Source organism: Streptomyces sp. 150FB (assembly GCF_000818195.1).
In the GTDB taxonomy this organism is placed as follows: Bacteria; Actinomycetota; Actinomycetes; order Streptomycetales; family Streptomycetaceae; genus Streptomyces.
In genome coordinates, this window is the sequence record NZ_JTHL01000001.1 from 8484613 (window position 1) to 8502816 (window position 18204).

At 69.0% G+C, this 18204-nt stretch carries 18 protein-coding genes and 2 pseudogenes; 6 read left to right on the forward strand and 14 right to left on the reverse strand.

Annotated elements, in window-relative coordinates:
* Positions 1–33: 33 nt before the first annotated feature.
* From QR77_RS36365 to QR77_RS36385, 5 genes are all read right to left on the reverse strand, one after another.
* Positions 34–1488, reverse strand: coding sequence for an MFS transporter (locus QR77_RS36365; protein WP_052489320.1), 1455 nt, complete (start codon positions 1486–1488; stop codon positions 34–36).
* Positions 1489–1666: 178 nt separating this feature from the next.
* Complete coding sequence (locus QR77_RS36370) at positions 1667–2143, reverse strand: nuclear transport factor 2 family protein (RefSeq protein WP_040026251.1); 477 nt, start codon at positions 2141–2143, stop codon at positions 1667–1669.
* Positions 2144–2204: 61 nt separating this feature from the next.
* Positions 2205–3104: an alpha/beta fold hydrolase gene (locus QR77_RS36375; protein ID WP_040026252.1), complete on the reverse strand. Its 900-nt coding sequence runs from the start codon at positions 3102–3104 to the stop codon at positions 2205–2207.
* A 343-nt stretch (positions 3105–3447) separates the two neighbouring features.
* Positions 3448–3960 (reverse strand): BBE domain-containing protein, encoded by a 513-nt coding sequence (locus QR77_RS36380; RefSeq protein ID WP_052489321.1) that lies wholly within the window; start codon positions 3958–3960, stop codon positions 3448–3450.
* Between the two features lie 225 nt (positions 3961–4185).
* Positions 4186–4740, reverse strand: coding sequence for a TetR/AcrR family transcriptional regulator (locus QR77_RS36385; RefSeq protein ID WP_052489322.1), 555 nt, complete (start codon positions 4738–4740; stop codon positions 4186–4188).
* 357 nt (positions 4741–5097) lie between these two features.
* Here QR77_RS36385 and QR77_RS36390 point away from each other — a divergent pair.
* Positions 5098–6422, forward strand: a pseudogene (locus tag QR77_RS36390) (geranylgeranyl reductase family protein).
* 76 nt (positions 6423–6498) lie between these two features.
* Here QR77_RS36390 and QR77_RS36395 read toward each other — a convergent pair.
* The 3 genes from QR77_RS36395 to QR77_RS36405 form a co-directional block, all read right to left on the reverse strand.
* A complete protein-coding gene (locus tag QR77_RS36395; RefSeq protein WP_236710952.1) occupies positions 6499–7164 on the reverse strand; it encodes a TetR/AcrR family transcriptional regulator in 666 nt (221 codons plus the stop codon).
* 102 nt (positions 7165–7266) lie between these two features.
* On the reverse strand, positions 7267–8181 hold the full coding sequence (locus QR77_RS36400; protein WP_040026254.1) for an SDR family oxidoreductase: 915 nt from the start codon (positions 8179–8181) through the stop codon (positions 7267–7269).
* Positions 8182–8228: 47 nt separating this feature from the next.
* On the reverse strand, positions 8229–8990 hold the full coding sequence (locus QR77_RS36405) for an SDR family oxidoreductase (RefSeq protein ID WP_052489324.1): 762 nt from the start codon (positions 8988–8990) through the stop codon (positions 8229–8231).
* Between the two features lie 248 nt (positions 8991–9238).
* Here QR77_RS36405 and QR77_RS49510 point away from each other — a divergent pair.
* A pseudogene (locus QR77_RS49510) lies at positions 9239–9423 on the forward strand (transcriptional regulator); the annotation flags it as partial.
* Between the two features lie 77 nt (positions 9424–9500).
* Here the strand turns inward: QR77_RS49510 and QR77_RS47950 are convergent.
* Positions 9501–9872 (reverse strand): nitroreductase family protein, encoded by a 372-nt coding sequence (locus QR77_RS47950; protein ID WP_201778854.1) that lies wholly within the window; start codon positions 9870–9872, stop codon positions 9501–9503.
* A 476-nt stretch (positions 9873–10348) separates the two neighbouring features.
* On the opposite strand from QR77_RS47950, the gene QR77_RS36415 reads away from it, so the two are divergent.
* Positions 10349–10861 (forward strand): DUF4863 family protein, encoded by a 513-nt coding sequence (locus tag QR77_RS36415; protein ID WP_040026255.1) that lies wholly within the window; start codon positions 10349–10351, stop codon positions 10859–10861.
* Positions 10862–10884: 23 nt separating this feature from the next.
* Positions 10885–11616 carry a nitroreductase gene (locus QR77_RS36420; protein WP_052489325.1) on the forward strand — a complete coding sequence of 244 codons (732 nt, stop codon included), beginning with the start codon at positions 10885–10887 and terminating at the stop codon, positions 11614–11616.
* 22 nt (positions 11617–11638) lie between these two features.
* Here QR77_RS36420 and QR77_RS36425 read toward each other — a convergent pair whose 3' ends face one another.
* The 5 genes from QR77_RS36425 to QR77_RS36445 form a co-directional block, all read right to left on the reverse strand.
* A complete protein-coding gene (locus QR77_RS36425; protein ID WP_040026256.1) occupies positions 11639–12466 on the reverse strand; it encodes an alpha/beta hydrolase in 828 nt (275 codons plus the stop codon).
* Positions 12467–12538: 72 nt separating this feature from the next.
* Positions 12539–13522, reverse strand: a complete 984-nt coding sequence (locus QR77_RS36430) for a thiamine pyrophosphate-dependent enzyme (RefSeq protein ID WP_107069023.1) — start codon at positions 13520–13522, stop codon at positions 12539–12541.
* A gap of 86 nt (positions 13523–13608) precedes the next feature.
* Entirely contained in the window at positions 13609–14355 is a 747-nt protein-coding gene (locus QR77_RS36435; RefSeq protein WP_040026257.1) for an SDR family NAD(P)-dependent oxidoreductase, read from the reverse strand.
* An 80-nt stretch (positions 14356–14435) separates the two neighbouring features.
* On the reverse strand, positions 14436–15194 hold the full coding sequence (locus tag QR77_RS36440; protein ID WP_040026258.1) for a VOC family protein: 759 nt from the start codon (positions 15192–15194) through the stop codon (positions 14436–14438).
* Between the two features lie 176 nt (positions 15195–15370).
* Positions 15371–15967 carry a TetR family transcriptional regulator gene (locus tag QR77_RS36445; RefSeq protein WP_040026259.1) on the reverse strand — a complete coding sequence of 199 codons (597 nt, stop codon included), beginning with the start codon at positions 15965–15967 and terminating at the stop codon, positions 15371–15373.
* Positions 15968–16269: 302 nt separating this feature from the next.
* Here QR77_RS36445 and QR77_RS36450 point away from each other — a divergent pair, with 302 nt between their 5' ends.
* Both QR77_RS36450 and QR77_RS36455 read left to right on the forward strand, forming a co-directional pair.
* A complete protein-coding gene (locus tag QR77_RS36450) occupies positions 16270–17112 on the forward strand; it encodes an alpha/beta hydrolase (RefSeq protein ID WP_052489328.1) in 843 nt (280 codons plus the stop codon).
* Between the two features lie 158 nt (positions 17113–17270).
* A partial coding sequence (locus QR77_RS36455; RefSeq protein WP_150130605.1) for a serine/threonine-protein kinase occupies positions 17271–18204 on the forward strand: 934 nt, incomplete at its 3' end.

Here is an 18204-nt window from a genome sequence, read left to right on the forward strand (position 1 = left end):
GCCTCCACATGACATCCAGGTCGGCAGCAGGCCTCACGCCTCCGCGTCCGGGCGCCCGTCCCGAGGCAGCGCCAACGTCGCGGCCGCCGTCAGTACGAGCCCTGCCGCCGCGAGCAGCATGCTCCACCGCATTCCGGCCAGGAACGTGTCCGCCCCCGCCAGCAGCGCACCGAATGCTGCCACCGCGATCGCTCCGCCCACCTGGCGGCCGGTGTTGAGCACGGCGGAGGCGGTGCCTGCCCGATCGGCGGGCACCGCGTCGAGCAGCATCGCGGTCAGCGCCGGCACCGTCAGCGCCCCGCCGAGGCCGACCGGCACCATCAGCGCCGCCACAGCCCACACGTTGGTTTGCACGTCGACCGTGAGCAGCGCCAACAGGCCTGCGGCCCCTATCAGTTGTCCCGCCACCATCGGCACGCGGGGGCCGAACCGACTGGCCAGCTTCGCCGAGGCCAGGTTCACCACGGCGACAAGGGCCGTCATCGGTATGAACATCAGGCCCGCGTGGAACGCCGACTCTCCGCGCTCCTGCTGCAGGTACAGGCTGAAGATGAACACCCCGCCGTAGTAAGCGGCGTTGAGCATGAAGCCGACCACCAAGGACACCGCCACCACGCGCGAGCGGAACAGCGGCAGTGGCAGCATCGGGTGCGCGCCTCTGGCCTGCGCGGCGAGGAAGACGGCTGCCGCGGCCACCGCCGCAAGCAGCGACACCACCACGAACGGCCGGCCGAAGCCCTCAGCGCCGCCCTCGATCACGCCGTACGTCAGCGCGCCCATCGCGACCACCGCCGTCACCTGCCCGACTGCGTCCAGCCGCGCGGGCAGCCGCGGGGAGGCCGGTACACGGGCGAGCAGGGCGAGCGCCAGCAAGCCCGCCGGGAGATTGACGAAGAAGATCCAGCGCCACCCCACGGAAGCGGTGAGCGCCCCGCCGAGCACCGGCCCGGCCGCCACCGCGACCGCGCCGCCCACGGTCCACAGGGCGATGGCCCGCGCCCGCTTCGCCTGGTCGGGAAAGCCCTGCCGGACGAGCGCCAGCGAAGCGGGCATCATCACCGCCGCCGCACCCCCCTGTACGAGTCGCGCCGCTACCAGCACGCCGAGCCCGGGCGCGAGCCCGCACGCCGCCGAGGCCAGCGCGAAGAGCACCAGGCCGCCGCCGTACGCCCGCCGGGCCCCGATGCGGTCGGAGAGGGCGCCCGCCGAGAGCATCAGGGCGGCGAATATCAGCGTGTAGCCGTCCACCATCCACTGCAGGCCGGACATGCCGCCGCCGAGACTGCGCCCGATGTCGGGCAGTGCGACGGTGACGATCAACGCGTCCAGCGAGATGAGGAAGAAGCCCAGCAGCGCGGCACCGAGCACTACGGTGGATCCGCCTCGGGCCGCCTCAGTCGCATCGGCCGCGACATTGGCCGAAGTGGAGGCAGCAGGGGAGACAGGGGAGACAGGGGAGACAGGGGAAGACTTGAGCAGGGGTTTCATCGGCACTCCTGAGACCTTCTTCTTGCGGATGTACAACCGAGATGTGAGGTCAGGGGCGACTGCCGGCAGGCCGGTATCGGGAGCACCCTGGCGCGTTGACCTGAGCGGGCGCCGGGCGAGCCGCGCCACGGGAGCTCCGCCGCCCGGCGTACCGGTACGTGCCTGCCGTACGTGTCTGTCAGCCGGCTGCACGTGCGGGCAGGTCCTTGTTGCCGTCACCCCAAGTCGCCTCCATCACAATGGAGTTGATCAGCCATCGGCCACCGGTGCGGCTCAACTCCCAGCGATAGTCGCCGCCGAGTGTCCACAGCGGAGACCCAAGGCTGCTGGAGAGGAGGTGGGTGGCCTGGAAGGAGGCGGTGCAGACAGCGCGGTCCCCGTCGACCTGGACCAAGTGGTTGGCGACCAGGTGCTGGGTGGCGTCGTAGCCGCCGAGCGTCGCCGACCAGGCGTCGACAATCTCCTGAGGAGTGAGCTGGACCGGTTCGCCACCGCCCAGACTCGTGTAGTCGAGGAGCACCTTTTCCGTGAACAGGCCGCTCAGCAGCGCCCATTCACGGCGGTCCGCGTGCACGGCCATCCGGGTGCAGGTCTCGATGACCTCGATCCTGGTCTCGGACGGGGACGGCGCGGCTGCCTCAGCGGACTCGGACATGGCGAAGTGGTCTCCTGTCGGGGCGATGTGCGGGGCGGGCCGGGGCGTGCTGGTGCGGTGCTCACAGCGTGCGGGCGAAGTGCTCGGCCGCCGCGTCAGCGGCGAAGTCGACCTGTGGCGACTGGTCGTAGAAGTCGAACTGGATGCCTTCGGTCCACAGGAATTCCCTGGAACCTGCGAGGCCGTCGTGGAAGCGGCGGGCGCCGTCCGGGATCGCGGCGTCCTCGCTGTGTACGAGCAGCACGGGCGCGGTCACCTTCGACGCGATCGCGACCGCGTCGTAGTCGAGCCACCCGGGCCAGGCCATGACGGCGAACCGGTTGGGCCACTGCGGGATCCCGCCGCGCCCCGGATCGAGGTAGAAGTCGATGTCGAAGGGCATGGCCGCCTCCGGGTCACTGCCGCTGACCACCGGTACGTAGGCGACCTCGCCGGTCTCCTCGTACCTGCGGCGGGCCTCGGCCGCCGCCAGCTTCTTCGCCTTGATGCCGTCCGGACCGCCGTAGTTCTCCTCGCAGATACGGCGGTCGTGCAGCCACGGCGCGACCAGGGCGAGCGAGCCCACTCTTGAGTCCTCGGCGGCGAGGGCGCTCACGTACATCGCGCCCGCACAGACCCCCAATGCGCCCAACTGCGCGTTGCTCACCGCGGGATGCCCGGTCAGGAAGTCGGCCGCCGCGCGGAGGTCTTGGACCTTCAGCCGCGGCGACTCGTAGTCGCGGGGTTCGCCCGCCGACTCGCCGTATCCGGTGAAGTCGAAGGACAGAGCGGCGTAACCGCGCCGGGCCAGCTCCTCGGCGTACCGGTCGGCCATCTGCTCCTTGACGCTGGTCCAGGTGCCTGCGACCACGACACCCGGCGCTGGGGCGGCGTCATCGGTGCGCGCGGCATCGGGCAGAAACAGGTGGCCGGCGAGCTTGGCCGCATCACCGGCGAAGCTCACCTTTTCACGAAGGGGCATGTCGGGTTCCTTCGAAGCGGAAAGGGGGCGTACAGCGCGTCGACGCGGCCGCCATGGGACGGGCAGAGGGGCAGGCCGTTGCTTTGGCTCACCCCGTTCACGCACGGGGCGGTATGGGCCCGCTCGCTGCCTCCGACACGCTGACAGCTATCGCTCAGGCCGACAACGCCCAATGTCTCAAGGCATGTTTAGCGCGGCTAAACAGCCCGTGACTGGGCGCGTGATCCAGTGGCTCGGCCAGGTGACCTCCACCGGGTGGCCGGCGGGAGACCGTCGGCCACCTCGTACGACGTTCGTGCGTGGCCGCTCCGAGTACGACAGTGCCGTCCGAGACGGACAAGTCCTAGGTTTTCTGGCGCGGGGGGATGTTGTGGTTGAGGCGGAAGGTGTTGTCCGGGTCGTAGAGCGCCTTGACCTCGCGGAGGCGTTCGTAGACGTCCGGCGCGTAGGCCTTGCGGGTCTCCTGCGCGGTGGCGTCAGCGGGTGAGAGGAGGCTCGGGTGCTTCGCCTCGCTGAGCCAGGGGGAGAGGCGCTCGAAGAGGCCGAGGCCCGTGTTCGCGTACGCGGAGACTTCCCGGCCGGGGGGCACGACAGTCAGGGCGAAGAGGGAGAAGGCGGCGTCGCGCGCGCCCACGGCGTTGGGAGTGGCGGGCGGACGGCTGTAGGCGCCTTCCAGGTGCCGCAGGTCGACGAGGTTGATGCCGGAGTCGGGCCCGGCGACGTCGGCGATGGCCTCGACGGTGTCTTCGGCCAGCTCGCTGAGGAGTCCGAAGTGCTCGATCGCGGGGGCCGGGTCGCTGGGATCCATGCTGATGGAGCCGAATTCGGTGAAGGGTTTCTCCGAGACGGTGTCCATCAGGACGGGGGCGGCCTGGCGCGGAGGTGCGATCAGCTCCTCGCCGGCGTCTTGCGCTCCGGGGTAGGACAGGCGCAGGGAGACGGCGAGTTTGCCCTACATCAGCGTCCACGAAGCGTTCATGGAGGAACTGGCCCCCGTGGTGAACAGACTGAGGGGCAACTGAGCAGGACCACCGCGCGGCGCCCGATGTGACGGGGCCCGAAGGGCCGGCGCCACCTCGCGTCAGCCCTTCCGGCCCAGCGCGACACCCACCTGCGACAGCAGGAGACTCCTGAAGGCCTCCGGCGACGGCCCGTCCTGATGAAGGACCCTGGGAATGATCGTACCGGCAAGAACGTCGAGGAGAAAGTGCACGACGTCCGACGCACTGTGCTCCGGTTGGAACACGCCCTCGTCGCAGCCTTCCTGAACCGCGGTCAGGAAGGGCTCGCGATAGCGCCTCTGCACCTGCTCGCTGTGCTCGCGCAGTTCCTCGTCCCGCATGGCCGAGCGCCAGAACTCCAGAAGCGTCCGCTGCACCGGCTCGGGATTCCCCAGACTGCGATCGATCAGAGCGACCAGGCGCTCCCACGGATCGCTGTGTACGGCGGCCAGCGCCTCGAGGGCCTCCACCTGACCGTTCGTGGAGCGCTGAAGGGCTTCGACGAGCATGTCCTCGCGGGACCCGAAGTAATTCTGCAAGGTGCTCACGGCCGTGCCGCTGGCAGCGGACACATCGGCGAAGCGGGTTCCCTCGTACCCCCGGTCGGCCAGCACCGCTATCACGGTGTCCAGCACCGCGAGCCGTTTGGGTCCACCGGCGCGTCTGGTCCTCTTCTCGACAGGCATGTCAATACGGTACAGCGATACGGATAACCCAGGCAATCCCGACAGGCACAGGCCCCATGCCCCACAACCTGATGCGTCTGGCCCCCATCCTGCGGCAGGTCGGGGGGATTCCCGGCTTCGGCGGCAAGCGCGGCGAGTGCGGGGCCGGCTCCGGTCCCGATCCCGATCCCGAACGCCGATGACGACCGGACGACCGTACGAGAGGCACTTTGCGGCTGTCGGATACACCGCGTTCCGGGGTGATCAACCATGATATGGACCGTGCCGTCTGCGACGCGGCTCAAGCTGTTCGAGGAAGGGACTCCGATGCGTGATACGGCATCAGACAGGCCGCTGGACGGCCACGCAGCCGAGGCAGCCGACAGGCAGGCGGACGTGATCGTGGTGGGGCGGGACCCGCCGGTTCGTCCACCGCGTACCACCTCGCCAGAGCGGGCGTCGACGTCCTCCTCCTGGAGAAGTCGCGATTCCCGAGGGAGAAGGTGTGCGGTGACGGGCTCACCCCCCGTGCTGTCAACCAACTGATCCGCATGGGCGTCGACCTCAAGGCACCCGGGTGGGTGCGCTCCCGTGGCATGCGGTGGGTCATCGGCGGCCGCCAGGTGCAGATCGACTGGCCGGACCTCGGGCGTTACCCGGACTTCGGGCTCTCGCGCAGCCGACACGACTTCGACGACATTCTTGCCCGCCACGCCGTGGCGGCCGGAGCTCGGCTGGCCACCGGTGTGAAGGTCACCGGTCCTGTCACCGATCGCGCGGGCCGCGTCACGGGCGTCACCACCGTGACCGACGGGGGTGAACCCTCCGTCCACCGTGCGCCGATCGTCATCGCGGCTGACGGCGCGTCCGCACGTCTCGCGCTCGCCATGGGGGTGGAACGGGACAAGAAGCGGCAGGTCGCCACAGCGGCCCGCCGCTACTACCGTAGTCCGGACCGGTCCCAGGAGGAGTACCTCGAACTGTGGGCCGACGTCCGGCTGCCGGACAGCGACCGGTACCTGCCCGGATACGGCTGGATCTTCCCCATGGGCGACGGGCGGGTCAATGTCGGTCTGGGAGGTGTGGGCAGTCGGCAGCACGGCAACCTCGAACTGCGGGCCACCCTCACCCAGTGGCTGGCCCGTACCCCTGAGTCCTGGGGCCTGCGCGAGGAGAACGCCGAGGGCCCGTTGCGCAGCGCCGCGTTACCCATGGGCTTGAATCGGCGTCCGCTCTACACCCGCGGGCTCCTGTTGGTGGGGGACTCCGCGGGAATGATCAGCCCCTGGACCGGTGAGGGCATCGGCCAGGCCATGGAGGCGGGTGAAGCCGCCGCCGAGATGGTGGCACTTGCCCTGGCGCGGCCCGTGGGTCCCGGGCGGGAGCGTGTGCTGCACCACTATCCCGTCGAGATGAACCGCCGTTGGGGACGCTACTACCGCCTGGGCAATGTGGCCCTGGACGTCCTGCTGAAGCGCTCGGGTTTCCAGTCGGTCCTCAACGGATACGTTCTGGGCTCCCCCTTCCTGCTGAACGCACTGGCGCGGCTGCTCACCAACCTGACCGACGACCCCTCACGCGACACGATCGACCACCTTCTCAACGGCATCGTCCGGCTCGTGCCCGCCCCGAATACGAGGCGCCGCCGCTGAATCCCCGGGCCACCGCCCGGCGGTGAGAGCGGTGAGCGCCTCGGCCGTGTGCGCCCCCAGGGCCCCCGGGCCCGTCTCATTCCCGCGGGGCCGGCCCGGGTTCGTTCGCCGGTGGCGCGGGGCGCAGGCCGTACATCAGGTTGGCGATCAGGGCGTCGGCGAATTCCTCGGTGAGGGGCTCGTCCGGGATGAGCAGCCGGTGATAGCAGGCGCCCCAGAGCTGGTCGATGATCACACGGGGGTCGGCGTCCGGGCGGATCTGGCCGCGCTGCTGGGCCCTTTGGAGAACGCCCGCGGCCAGTCGTCTGCGGCCGAGGGAGTACAGGTCGCTGAAGGCGGTGGCCAGATCGGGGTCGGTCTGGGCCTGGCCGATGAGTTCGGCCAGTACCCGGCCGGCCCGGGTGCCGGTGAGCAGGTTGACGAAGGCATGCAGTTGGGAGGTCAGGTCAGCGGTGATGTCGCCGGTGTCGGGGAAGGCCAGGCTGTCTTCGACGGCGTGCATGTACCCGTCGAGGGCGAGGGCGCCTTTGGAGGGCCACCACTTGTAGATGGTTGTTTTGCTGGCGCCGGCCAGTTGGGCCACTCGTTCGATCGTGAAGGCAGCCATGCTTTCGGCCAGCAGGACGCTTCCGGCTGCCTGGAGAATGTCGTGGCGGACCTCTTCCGCCGGGCGCCGGCCACGGCCCCGGGGTGCGGCTTCAGGAACGGAAGGCATTTCGGGACCGCCGGGGGTGGTTGGCATGTCAGATCTCCGGTAGGTCCGCGCACCTGCTGGTACCGGCCCTGGTGGGGGTGTGGATGGCCGGACGGGTTCAATCGGATGCTATGCCCAGCGTGGCCGCGTTCACCCTGTCGACGCTTCCCGTTCGTACGCCGGCCGGAGGAGTTCGGCGAAGCCCATGCGGGTCAGGAAGTTGCGCTGGGCTTCTTCGTTGACCTCGTTGGCGTGTTCGACGCCGGCTTTCGTGAAGTCGACGACGGTCCGGGAGGGGCGGCTGCCGCGGGGCAGCGCCAGGACGCGTGTTATCTCGTCGGCGACGGCGACCGGGTCGGCGTCGACGTTCTCCTCGAAGAGTCCCGCGGTGGCTTCCTCGTTGCGTTCCACCATTGGTTCCAGAGCGGCATAGGCGGCGGTGACGGTACGGTCGCCGGCCCGGCCCGCGTTGGGGAAGTGCTCGGTGCCGGAGGTGAAGGGACCGGGCATCACGATGGTGGACTCGATGCCGAACTGTCCCACCTCGTACGCGGTGGTACGGGCCAGTGCGTCGAAGGCGGCCTTGGAAGCGACGTAGGGCGCGAGGAACGGCGGCAAAACGACACTGGTGGAGCTGCCCACGTACACCAGCAGGCCCTCGCCGCGGGAGCGGAGGTGCGGCAGCGCCGCACGGTTGACGCGCTGCATACCGAGCACATTGACGTCCATCAGATGCGCCAGATCCTCGGCGGTGAACGCCTCGGCGAAGCCCACCATCAGGTGGCCCGCATTGTGCACGACGACATCCAGACGGCCGGTCTCGGCGAGGATGGACGTGACCGCGTTGTCGGCGGAGTCCTGGGACTGCACGTCCAACTCCACCACGCGCAGATCGATGTTCTCCCGGGCGGCCAGGTCCAGCAGTTCACGCGATCTGGGGGTGTTGCGGCCGAACGGGTCGCGCATGCTGGCGAAGACGGTGTGGCCCGCGGCGGCCAGTGCGCGGGCGGTCAGGTTGCCGATACCGGTGGCGGCGCCGGTGACGAGAACGACGTGGGAAGACATGACAGCTCTCCTGGGGTCGGGGGGATGCTTTGCGGAGGGAGCGTGGGTCAGGCCGCGCCGCCGTTGACATAGAAGATCTGTCCGTTGACCCAGCGCGCGGGCCCCGCGAGGAAGGAGACCGCCTCGGCGATGTCCTCGGGGTAGGCCAGGCGCTCCAGCGGGGGGACATGGGCGAGGCGGTCGATGGTCTCCTGGTCCTTGTCCTCCAGGAACAGCGGAGTGGCGGTCGGTCCGGGGGCTACGGCATTGACCGTGATGTCCCTGCCGCGCAACTCCTTGGCGAGGATCATCGTCATGGCGTCCACCGCGCCCTTGGTCGCCGCGTAGGCGGTGTAGTTGGGCAGGGCGAGCTTGGTGACACTGGTGGAGAAGTTGACCAGGGCGCCTCCCGTGCGCAGTCGGCGTGCCGCTTCACGGCTGACCACGAAGGTGCCGCGCACGTTGGTGCGGTGCATCCGGTCGAAGTCGGCGAGCTCGAGCCCGACCAGCGGTGAGAGCAGCATGATGCCGGCCGTGTGGACCACCACGTCGACACCGCCGAAGGTCTCCTCGGCGAGGTCGAACAGCGAGGCCACGTCGGCTTCTTCGGCCACGTCCGCCTTGACGGCGAGGGCGGTGCCGCCCGCCTTTTCGATCGCCTCGACGGTCTCCTGAGCGCGAACGGAATTGCCCGCGTAGCCGATGACGACGCTCATCCCATCAGCCGCGAGCCGCTCGACGACCGACCGGCCGATCCCGCCAGAACCCCCGGTGACGATGGCGACCCGCGGCGACTCGCCGGCTGCGGTGTTGATGTGTGTGCTGGTCATGGTGATGTCCCTTCCAGAGGCGCGCCCGATGCGCTCCGGGACCCCCCGGTGCGCTTTGTGGACGCTGCGTTCATATAAGCATGGAGATGAACGCGGCGTCCATATGTTTCGCGTTCGGAAGGGATTCGTGGGACCCGCGTCACACAACTACGCCGAGCTCGCGATCCTGCTCGCACCCGGGGGCAGCAACCGCTGAGCCGCGTTCCCTAGCCCCTGGAGAGTTGGAAGCGGGCGCCGCCCACAGTGCCGGGGTCACCTTCCTCCCCAGCGCCTTCGGGCGCCCGCACCTGGTGGCGGTCACGCTACGGCTGGAGGCACTCGCGCATCCGGTACGGCTTCGGCTGCCGCGTACCTTGGCCCGCGGCCCGCACGCCACCGGTGAGCCGGCCCACGCCTGGGGACTTTCACCCCCGGAGTTTCCCGCCACCTCGCTGCCCCGCGCACCTCAGCCGTGAGGTGGTCGAGCGTGGCCCGTCAGTGCTTCGTGGTTCACCTTGAGGGCCCGTCCGGTCAGAGCGGTTCCGGGACGGAGTGGCCGAAGCCCTGGTCCCAGTGGTTGCGGCTGGTGACCTCGTGCACGGGGCGGCGGTTCGCGGCTGTGGCCCAGCGTCCGCGCGGGTAGCCGAGCGCGAGCAGCGCGGTCATCTGCCAGCCTTCGTCCGTGGGCACGCCCAGCGTCTTCATGACCTCGGCCGCCTCGTAGCGCAGTACCGTGCTGATGGTGCCGCCCACACCTTCCGCGTGCGCCGCGAGGAGGATGCTCCAGATGGCGGGGTAGATGTTCGCGCCCCCGTGGTCGTCGATGGCGAACACGAAGACCAGCAGCGGGATGTCGGCGAAGTGCTCGGTGAAGTAGTCGCCGGACGCCTTGATCCGGCGCATGGTCTCCGCGTGGGCCCGGGTCGTGCATGGGCTTGGCGAGTTGGCCCGCGGCGATCTCCGCGTACTCCTGGGCGCGGCAGCGCTGGTACGCCGTCGCCAACTCGCGCTTGAGGTCCGGGTCGTCGACGACCAGGAAGTGCCAGCGCTGGGTGTTCCCGCCGTTGGGGGCCCGGATGGCGGCGTCGAGGATTCGGGCCTGGGTCTCCAGCGGTATCGGGTCGGGGTGCATACGGCGCATCATCCGCGTGGTGTACGGAGCCTCGTAAACGTCCATTGCGGGTACTCCTCGCGGTAGTTGGCGCGGCGGCGGGTACGTCGGCGGGCACGGCCGGCGGACGTACGGCCCGTGTCGCGTACGCGACATTACGGTTACGATGATTACATGTAACGTAACTAGCCGCGAGACACGGTCCTGGTGCGCCGGCGTACCCCTGGCTCGTGCTCGAACAACGAGACGCAGGAAGAAGGAGCCGACCGTGGCGGCAACAGCAAAGGAACTGATCGAGCGCAGCATCCCGTTCCTCCACGAGGTGGAGAACCGCACGGCGGGTGGCGAGTTGGAGACCTGGCTGAACGAGACCCACGGCGCCGGGAGTGAGCTGTACGGCGACCTGGCCGCCATGATCACCGACGGGGTCCGCGAGGGCTGGGCCGCCAACATCGAGGTCGAGGGCCGCACGTACCGGCGCAGCCGCATCGCCGAACCGAGCGCGCCCCTCAGGTACTTCAGCATCACGGCGGTCTACATGGACAGCATCGAACCGCTGCGCGGGCAGTACCACCAGCACCCGTACGGCGAACTCAACCTCGTCGTACCGCTGGACCCCGGCGCCAGGCTCATGGGGCCGCGCGGCTGGAGCGGGCCCGGCTGGACCGCACCCGGCCCGGGCAGCCACCACTACCCCGAGGTCAAGGGTGGTGCCTTGATCGCGCTGTTCTACCTGCCCGCCGGGCGGATCTCGTACGACATAACGCCGTCCACCGCCTGACACCCGGAGGGGACGTTAGCGTCATGGATCCCGCGACGACCATCGAGGAAGCCCTGCTCACCCGGCGCAGTTGCCGAGCCTTCCTGCCGACCCCGGTGCCGCGTTCCGAGATCGAGCGGCTGCTCACCCTCGCGGCCCGGTCGGCCAGCAACTCCAACTGCCAGCCCTGGCAGGTGCATGTGCTGACCGGCGCGGCGAAGCGGGCGCTGACCGAGGATCTGCTCGGCGCGCACGCGGAGGAACGCCGGGCCGAGCAGGCCGAGTTCGACTACCAGCCGCAGCCGGACGCGTGGCCGGAGCCCTTCCGTTCGCGGCGCCGCAGCTTCGGGCAGAGTCTGTACCAGGAGACGCTCGGGATGGCGGCGGAGGACGTGACCGCCCACCGCGGCCATCACCGGCGGAACTACGACTTCTTCGGCGCGCCGGTCGGGATCATCCTGACCGTCAGCAGGGCACCGCTGGGTGGTGCCCTGCTCGATGCCGGGCTGTTCTTGCAGGCGCTGATGCTGGCGGCCCGCGGAGACGGTCTGCACACCTGCGCCCAGGCCGCGTTCATCGACTTCCATCCGGTGCTGCGCCGGCACGTGACCGTACCGGACGACCATGTGGTCATCTGTGGTGTGGCGCTGGGCTACGCGGACGAGGACCACCGGCTCGGCGCCCATCGCACCACTCGTGAACCCGTGGGCCTGTTCACCACGTTCTACGACTCAGACTCAGACTCAGACTCCGGTTCGGACTCCGACACGGTATGACGACACCTGACTGCGCCGGGCGTCAGCTCTTGATGAAGTCGAGCAGATCCTTGTTGAAGGTGTCGTTGTACGGGGCGACCATGGCCAGGCCGTGCGGGGCTCCCGGGTAGATCTTCACGGTGGCGTCCTTGACGATCTTGGAGGACTTCTGTGCGGCTGCCACGATCGGCACGATCTGGTCGTCGTCGCCGTGCACGATCAGCGTGGGGATGTCGAAGCGGCGCAGGTCCTCGGTCGTGTCGGTCTCCGAGAACGCCTTCACGCAGTCGTACGCACCCTTGATGCCGACCGACATGCTCCACAGCCAGAACGCGTCCCGTACGCCCCCCGAGACCTTGTGGCCCGGACGGTTGGCGCCGTAGAAGCTCTCGCTGAGGTCCTTGTAGAACTGCGAGCGGTCGGCGGCGACTCCGGCCCTGATCTGGTCGAACACATCGATCGGCAGACCCTCCGGGTTCGCGTCCGTCTTCACCATCAGGGGCGGGATCGCGCTTTGCAGCACGGCCTTGGCCACGCGGCCCGTCCCGTGGCGGCCGATGTAGCGGGCCACCTCGCCGCCCCCCGTGGAGTGACCGACCAGGATCACGTCGTGCAGGTCGAGGGTCTCGATCAGTGCGGCCAGATCGTCCGCGTACGTGTCGAGATCGTTGCCGTCCCAGGTCTGGCCGGAGCGCCCGCCGCCGCGGCGGTCGTGGGCGATGGCGCGGAAGCCGTTGTCGGCCACCAGTTGGAGCTGCGGATCCCAGGCGTCGGCGGTCAGCGGCCAGCCGTGGCTGAAGACGACGGGCTGACCCGTTCCCCAGTCCTTGTAGAAGATCTGGTTTCCGTCTTTCGCGGTGATGAAGGGCATGGCGCTGATCCTTTGCGCTCGACGACTGCGGGAGGAGGCGGGTGCCCCCGAGGGGAGGTGCGATGTGGGTGTTTAGCCCGTAATGCGCCTATGGGATATTGGTACCAGTTCGAGGACCGGCGTCCTCCGGCGACTCGCTGTCCCGAGCGGCCCCGGCCAAGTCCGCCGCCGGTCGTGGGCGGGCGGTCGGCGCTGGAGGATCTCGACGAGTCGTGGGCCCGTCGCCGTCGCGCCTGCCCGGATGTACTCGGTGAGGTCTTCCAGCGATTCCGCACGGTGGACCTCGATGCCGTAGCCACGGGCGATGTCCAGCACGCCGAGGCCGGAGATGTCGAGGTACTCACCTTCCGGGACGTGCAGGATCTCGGAGAACTCCTGCAGCGCGCGGTACTTGGTGTTCGTACAGACCACGAAGGTGACGGCCACCTGGTGGCGCGCCGCGGTCCACAGGCCCGACGTGGTGTACTGCATGGTGATCGTCAGGCGGTCGCGCAGCATGTCGGCGGAGGTCCACTCCAGCGCGATGACGGTGTCGTCGTTCTTGCCCCGGTCGATCGCGTCGAGGATCGCCTCGGTGGTGAAGTGCGGCCCACTGGTGTCGGCCTCGGGGAGGGTACGTGTGGCGGGCCACGGGCGGTCGCTCTTGGTGGCCGCGGCGGCGACGCGTACGAGCGCGTCCGACGGGTCGCCCACCGAGATACGGCCGAAGGGCGCGCGGGCCGCTTCGTCGGGGTCGTCGGTGACCGCGTACACACTGATGCCTGGCCGCAGGACGTCCTCGTCGCTGGGTGCGTGGTGGCGGAAGATGGGCGCCCCGAAACACACCACGACGTCGTACGCCGCGAGGGCGTCGGCGACCTCGCCCGCTGCGGAGGGCAGTTGCCCCTGGTAGCGGCGATGGCGCGTAGGGAAGAGCGAGCGGGGCGGGCTGGGCGCGATCCAGACGGGAAGGCGGGCCCGTTCGGCCAGGGCGACAGCGGCCTGGAACCCCTTCCCGGTGTCCGCCCCGGGCCCCAGCACCTCCGTGGTGGCGCAGGATTCTGTAAAAGGCGTCACTGACCGTAACCACGAGTCGTCCCTTGTGGAGAGTGAATGGGGCGGCGTTCCGGTGTTGGGGTGCTCCGCCTCGGCGGGTGGCTCAGTCAGAGCTGGGTCTGCCCACCGTTCACCTCGTACACCGAGCCGGTCACGAAAGAGGCCTCGTCGGACAGCAGGAACGCCACGACGCCGGCGACCTCTTCCGTTGTGCCTGTTCGGTTCATCGCGGTCTTCGCCGCGATTGCCGCCCGCACTTCGGCCGGTAGTCCCCGAGCGGACGGTGCGTCGATCGGACCCGGCGCGACTGCGTTGACGCGGATGCCGCGTTGTGCGTATTCAACGGCGGAAGACCGGGTCAGGCCGACGATCCCGTGCTTGGACGCCGAGTACGCCGCCCGGCCGGCATGGGCCATGACTCCCGCGGTCGACGCCATATTGACGATCGCTCCGCCGCCGTGCCCCACGAAGTGGGCCAGTTCGGCCCTCATGCTCAGGAAGACCCCGGTGAGGTTCACGCTGATGACCTGGAGCCAGTCCGCCGGGTCGATCTCATGGACGTCGACGAGCTTCGGTGTGATGCCCGCGTTGTTGACCGCCAGATCGAGCCTGCCGTAGGTCGAGACCGCGAACTCGACGAGCTGCTCGGTATCTTCGAGGACTGACACATCGGCGACGAACGGCGTGGCTTCTCCGTCCGCGCCGCTGATCTCCTCGGCCACCCGCTCCGCGCTGTCCCGACTTCGGTCGGCCACAACGACCTTGGCGCCGTCCCGGCCGAGTCGCTTGGCCACAGCTTCGCCGAGCCCGGAACCGGCTCCGGTGACGATGGCTACTTTTCCCTTGGATGACACGTGATACCGCTTCCCCTGGTGTGTTACGTAACTGCCCTGCATGGGCGGCGCGTTCGGAGCGCCGTCGGCGACACTGGTGATCAGTGCGCGGCTTCCTTGACGCTGAAGACGCCGCCGGCGGGATCGTGGAATACCGCGATGGTGCCGTGTCCGGTCGCGGTGGCGGGCATCAACACGGCGCCGCCGAGACGGGTGACGGTCGCGACGGTGGCGTCGGCGTCAGCCACGGTGAAGTAGACGTCCCAGTACGGGGGGATCTCGGCGGGCATGCCGGCGGGGCGCGGCAGAAGGCCGGAGAACGCGTGGTCGTCGAGCTTCCAGTTACGGCGGTTCAGCGCGCCTTCGGGGCTGGTGAGGGTCCAGCGGAAGACGCGCCCGTAGAAGGCGGCCGAGGCTTCCACGTCGTCGGTGATCAGCTCGGCCCAGGAGAACGAGCCGGGCTCGTCAACCAGGCCGGTGCCGTCGCGCCGCGCGGTCTGCCGTACCGCGAAGGTCGCTCCGCTGTGGTCGGTGACGAGCGCGGTCCGGCCGATGTCCGCCGTATCGCTCGGCGCTGTCGTGATGGTGCCGCCTGCGGCCGTGGCATCCGCGGCGGCCTTGTCGACATCGCCGACGTCGACGTACGTCGTCCAGGTCGCGTGCTCAAGGCCCGCACGGGATGTGATCGCCGCGACAGGTCGTCCGCGAAGCAGGCAGGTCGAGCGCTCCCGCAGGCCGGCTGATCCCGGTTCGGCCCTCCAGCCGAAGAGCTCGCCGTAGAAGCGGACGGCCGCAGGGGCGTCCGGTGTGGCCAGCTCGACCCAGGACGGCATGCCGTCCGCGTAGGTGCCGATGTTCATACGTTCTCCCGGGGCTACCGCGATGTACCTGCGGCCGCCCACCGGAGTCGGCGGTCCGCGAGGACTGCACGACAACTGTAACCATCCTTGTCAGTGACTGACAAGGATGGCGGCGGCTGACCATTCAGCTCGGTGGGCGGGCGAGGCGGGAGGCGTGGGAGGTGATCCCTGGCTCGTCAGTCGCGGACCGCCGCGATCGCTTGGTCGACCAGGTCCCCGAGTGGAGCCTTGCCTTCCATGCGGGTCCACTCGGTGGCCGCGACCTGGAGACAGGACAGCGCACAGGACACGATGGCCTCAGCCTTCAAGCGTCGCGTAGCCGTGGTTCCCTTCAGTCGCGACTCGACGTGAGGTACGAGCAGTCGCTGCCACTGTGCGTGCTTTCGCACCATCGCGGCGTCCAGTGCTGGGGTGTTCGCCAGCATGGTCGCGGTGCGCAGCCCGGATTCGCCGTCCTCAATCGAGGTGACAGCCACATTCAGCGCATGCCGAACGGCCACCCATGGATCCTCCTCCGTCGGGCGGCTCTCCATTGTCTCCGCCACAACAAGGCCGAGCTGGGTCATGTTGCCGATGGCCATGTCTTCTTTGGTGTCGAAGTAGCGAAAGACACTTCGGGGCGAGATTCCGACCTCGGTGGCGATGTGGTCGACGGTTGTCTCGTCGAAACCCCGCTCAAGGAACAGCCGCATCGCTGCCGACGCTATTTCCGCCTGAACCGCCCGCCGGGCGACGTCCCGCATTGCCGGGCGCACCTTCTCTTCGCTCACCATGAACGTAGCGTACCGTGTAAGGTTTGGCGCCTCCAGTCAAATGTGGCAGTGGCTGTCGCCCGTTCCCTCCCTGCCTTCCAGGGGCAGGAACTGCTGTTGTTTTCAAGGATCGGCGCTCTCTGGCCCGAATGCGGAACAGGCCGATAATGGGGGCATGGGCCGCGTACGGTCGGATCGGTCGGACCGAACCGCAGCGCGCGGCTGACCGCCTTCCGGGGTGCTCGTGGGGGTTTATCGGCTTCGCCCCAGGAATCCTCGAAACCGGCGCCGGTTACTGCCGGCCGTTCGAACAGGAAGTCCGTATGACTACTACATCGAACTCTCTCATCCGTCCGCAGTTCACGACCATCGACGGATTGTCGATCCGTTATGCCGAGGGCGGGGAGGGCAGTCAGGACGCCATTCTGCTGAGCCCGTGGCCGGAGAGTGTGCTGGCGTTCGACCAGGTCTGGGCCCGGCTGGCCGATCACACGCATCTGGTGGCCGTCGATCCGCCCGGATTCGGCAAGTCGGAGCGTCGTGATTCGCTGATGAATCCCCAGGCCATGGGCGATTTCATCGTCAGTGTCGCCGATGCCTTCGGACTGGAGAACCCGCACATCGTCGGCCCCGACATCGGCACCTCGTCCGCACTGTTCGCTGCCGCGGCGGCACCCGGCCGGTTCCGCAGTCTGGTCATCGGCAGCGGGGGAGCGGCAGTTCCACTCCAGCTCACGGGCGTACTGAAGGAGTGGGTCGAGGCTCCCGACCTGGAACCGTACCGGCAGATGGACGCACGGCAGATCGTCACGGTCGCACTGTCCACCATCGAGGGATACACACCGCCGCCCGAGATCCGGGAGGACTATCTCTCGTCCTTCGAGGGTGACCGCTTCGTCGAGTCGATGCGTTACGCCCGCAGCTACCCCGACCAGCTTCCGCTCCTCAGCGATCTCCTCCCCACCATCCAGACGCCGGTGCGCATCGTCCAAGGCAGCGAGGACCAGGTCGTGCCTCCGGTCAACGCCGAGTTTCTCCATGCCCGACTTCCCCACAGTCGCGTCGACTTCATCAACAACGCGGGCCACTTCTGCTGGGAGGAGAAGCCGGACGAGTACGCGAGCCTCGTCACGAACTGGTGGGACGAGGGGCACGTTCACGCCTGAGTCCGAACGGCAATGCGCCGACGGGCAGTCATCCCGTGGCCGCGTCGTCAAGTCCCGTCCCACTCAGGGGACATGACGATGGAGGTCTACACTTCCGGGGCGGTGCGCGGCGCCTCCCGGGCGCCTCCAGTCATGCTCATCGACGGGGGATCAAGCGGATGAAGTCTCTCCAGCCAGGTGACCCGGCAAGTATCGGTGGTTACCGCCTGCTCGGTCGGCTGGGTGCTGGTGGCATGGGCGAGGTGTTCTTCGGCCGTTCCGCCGGCGGGCGGCCCGTCGCGGTGAAGGTCATCCGCTCCGAGTACGCGGGGGACTCCCAGTTCCGGGAGCGGTTCGCCCGGGAAATCGAGGCGGCCCGCCGCGTGGGCGGATTCCACACCGCGCCCGTGGTCGACGCGGATCCGGCCGCCGATCCGCCCTGGATGGTCACGGCCTATGTGGCAGGGCCTTCCCTGCACGACGCCGTCGCCCAGCACGGACCACTGCCCGCCGACGCACTGCGCACCCTGGGCGCGGGGCTCTCCGAGGGGCTGGGTGCGATCCATGCCTGCGGTCTGATCCACCGCGACCTCAAGCCGGGCAACGTGTTGCTGGCCGACGACGGTCCGCGCATCATCGACTTCGGAATCGCCCGCGCCACCGGCGCCGGCGCCGCGATGACCACGGCGGGCGCCATCCTGGGCACGTATCTGTTCATGTCCCCGGAGCAGACGTACGGGCGGCAGGCCGGACCCGCGAGTGACGTGTTCTCGCTCGGCGGTGTGCTGGCCTTCGCCGCCACCGGGACGAGCCCTTTCGACGGTGACTCACTGCCCGCCGTGATCTACCGGATCACCAGCGAACAGCCTGACCTGAGCGGGGTGCCCACCGAATTCGGACTGCGCGAGTTGGTCGCCGCTTGTCTGTCCAAGGACCCGGCGGACCGGCCGAGCGTGACGGACGTTCTGCGTCAGCTCGGCGACACCGTTCCCGGCGACGGGTGGCCGCCCGCCACCGTCCTCGACGTGCCGTCCGGCCCGGGCCCGACGGTGACCGATTCTGCGGGGGCGGGGCCCGCCCCGGAGCCCGTACGAGGAGCCGCCCCCGGCGGGC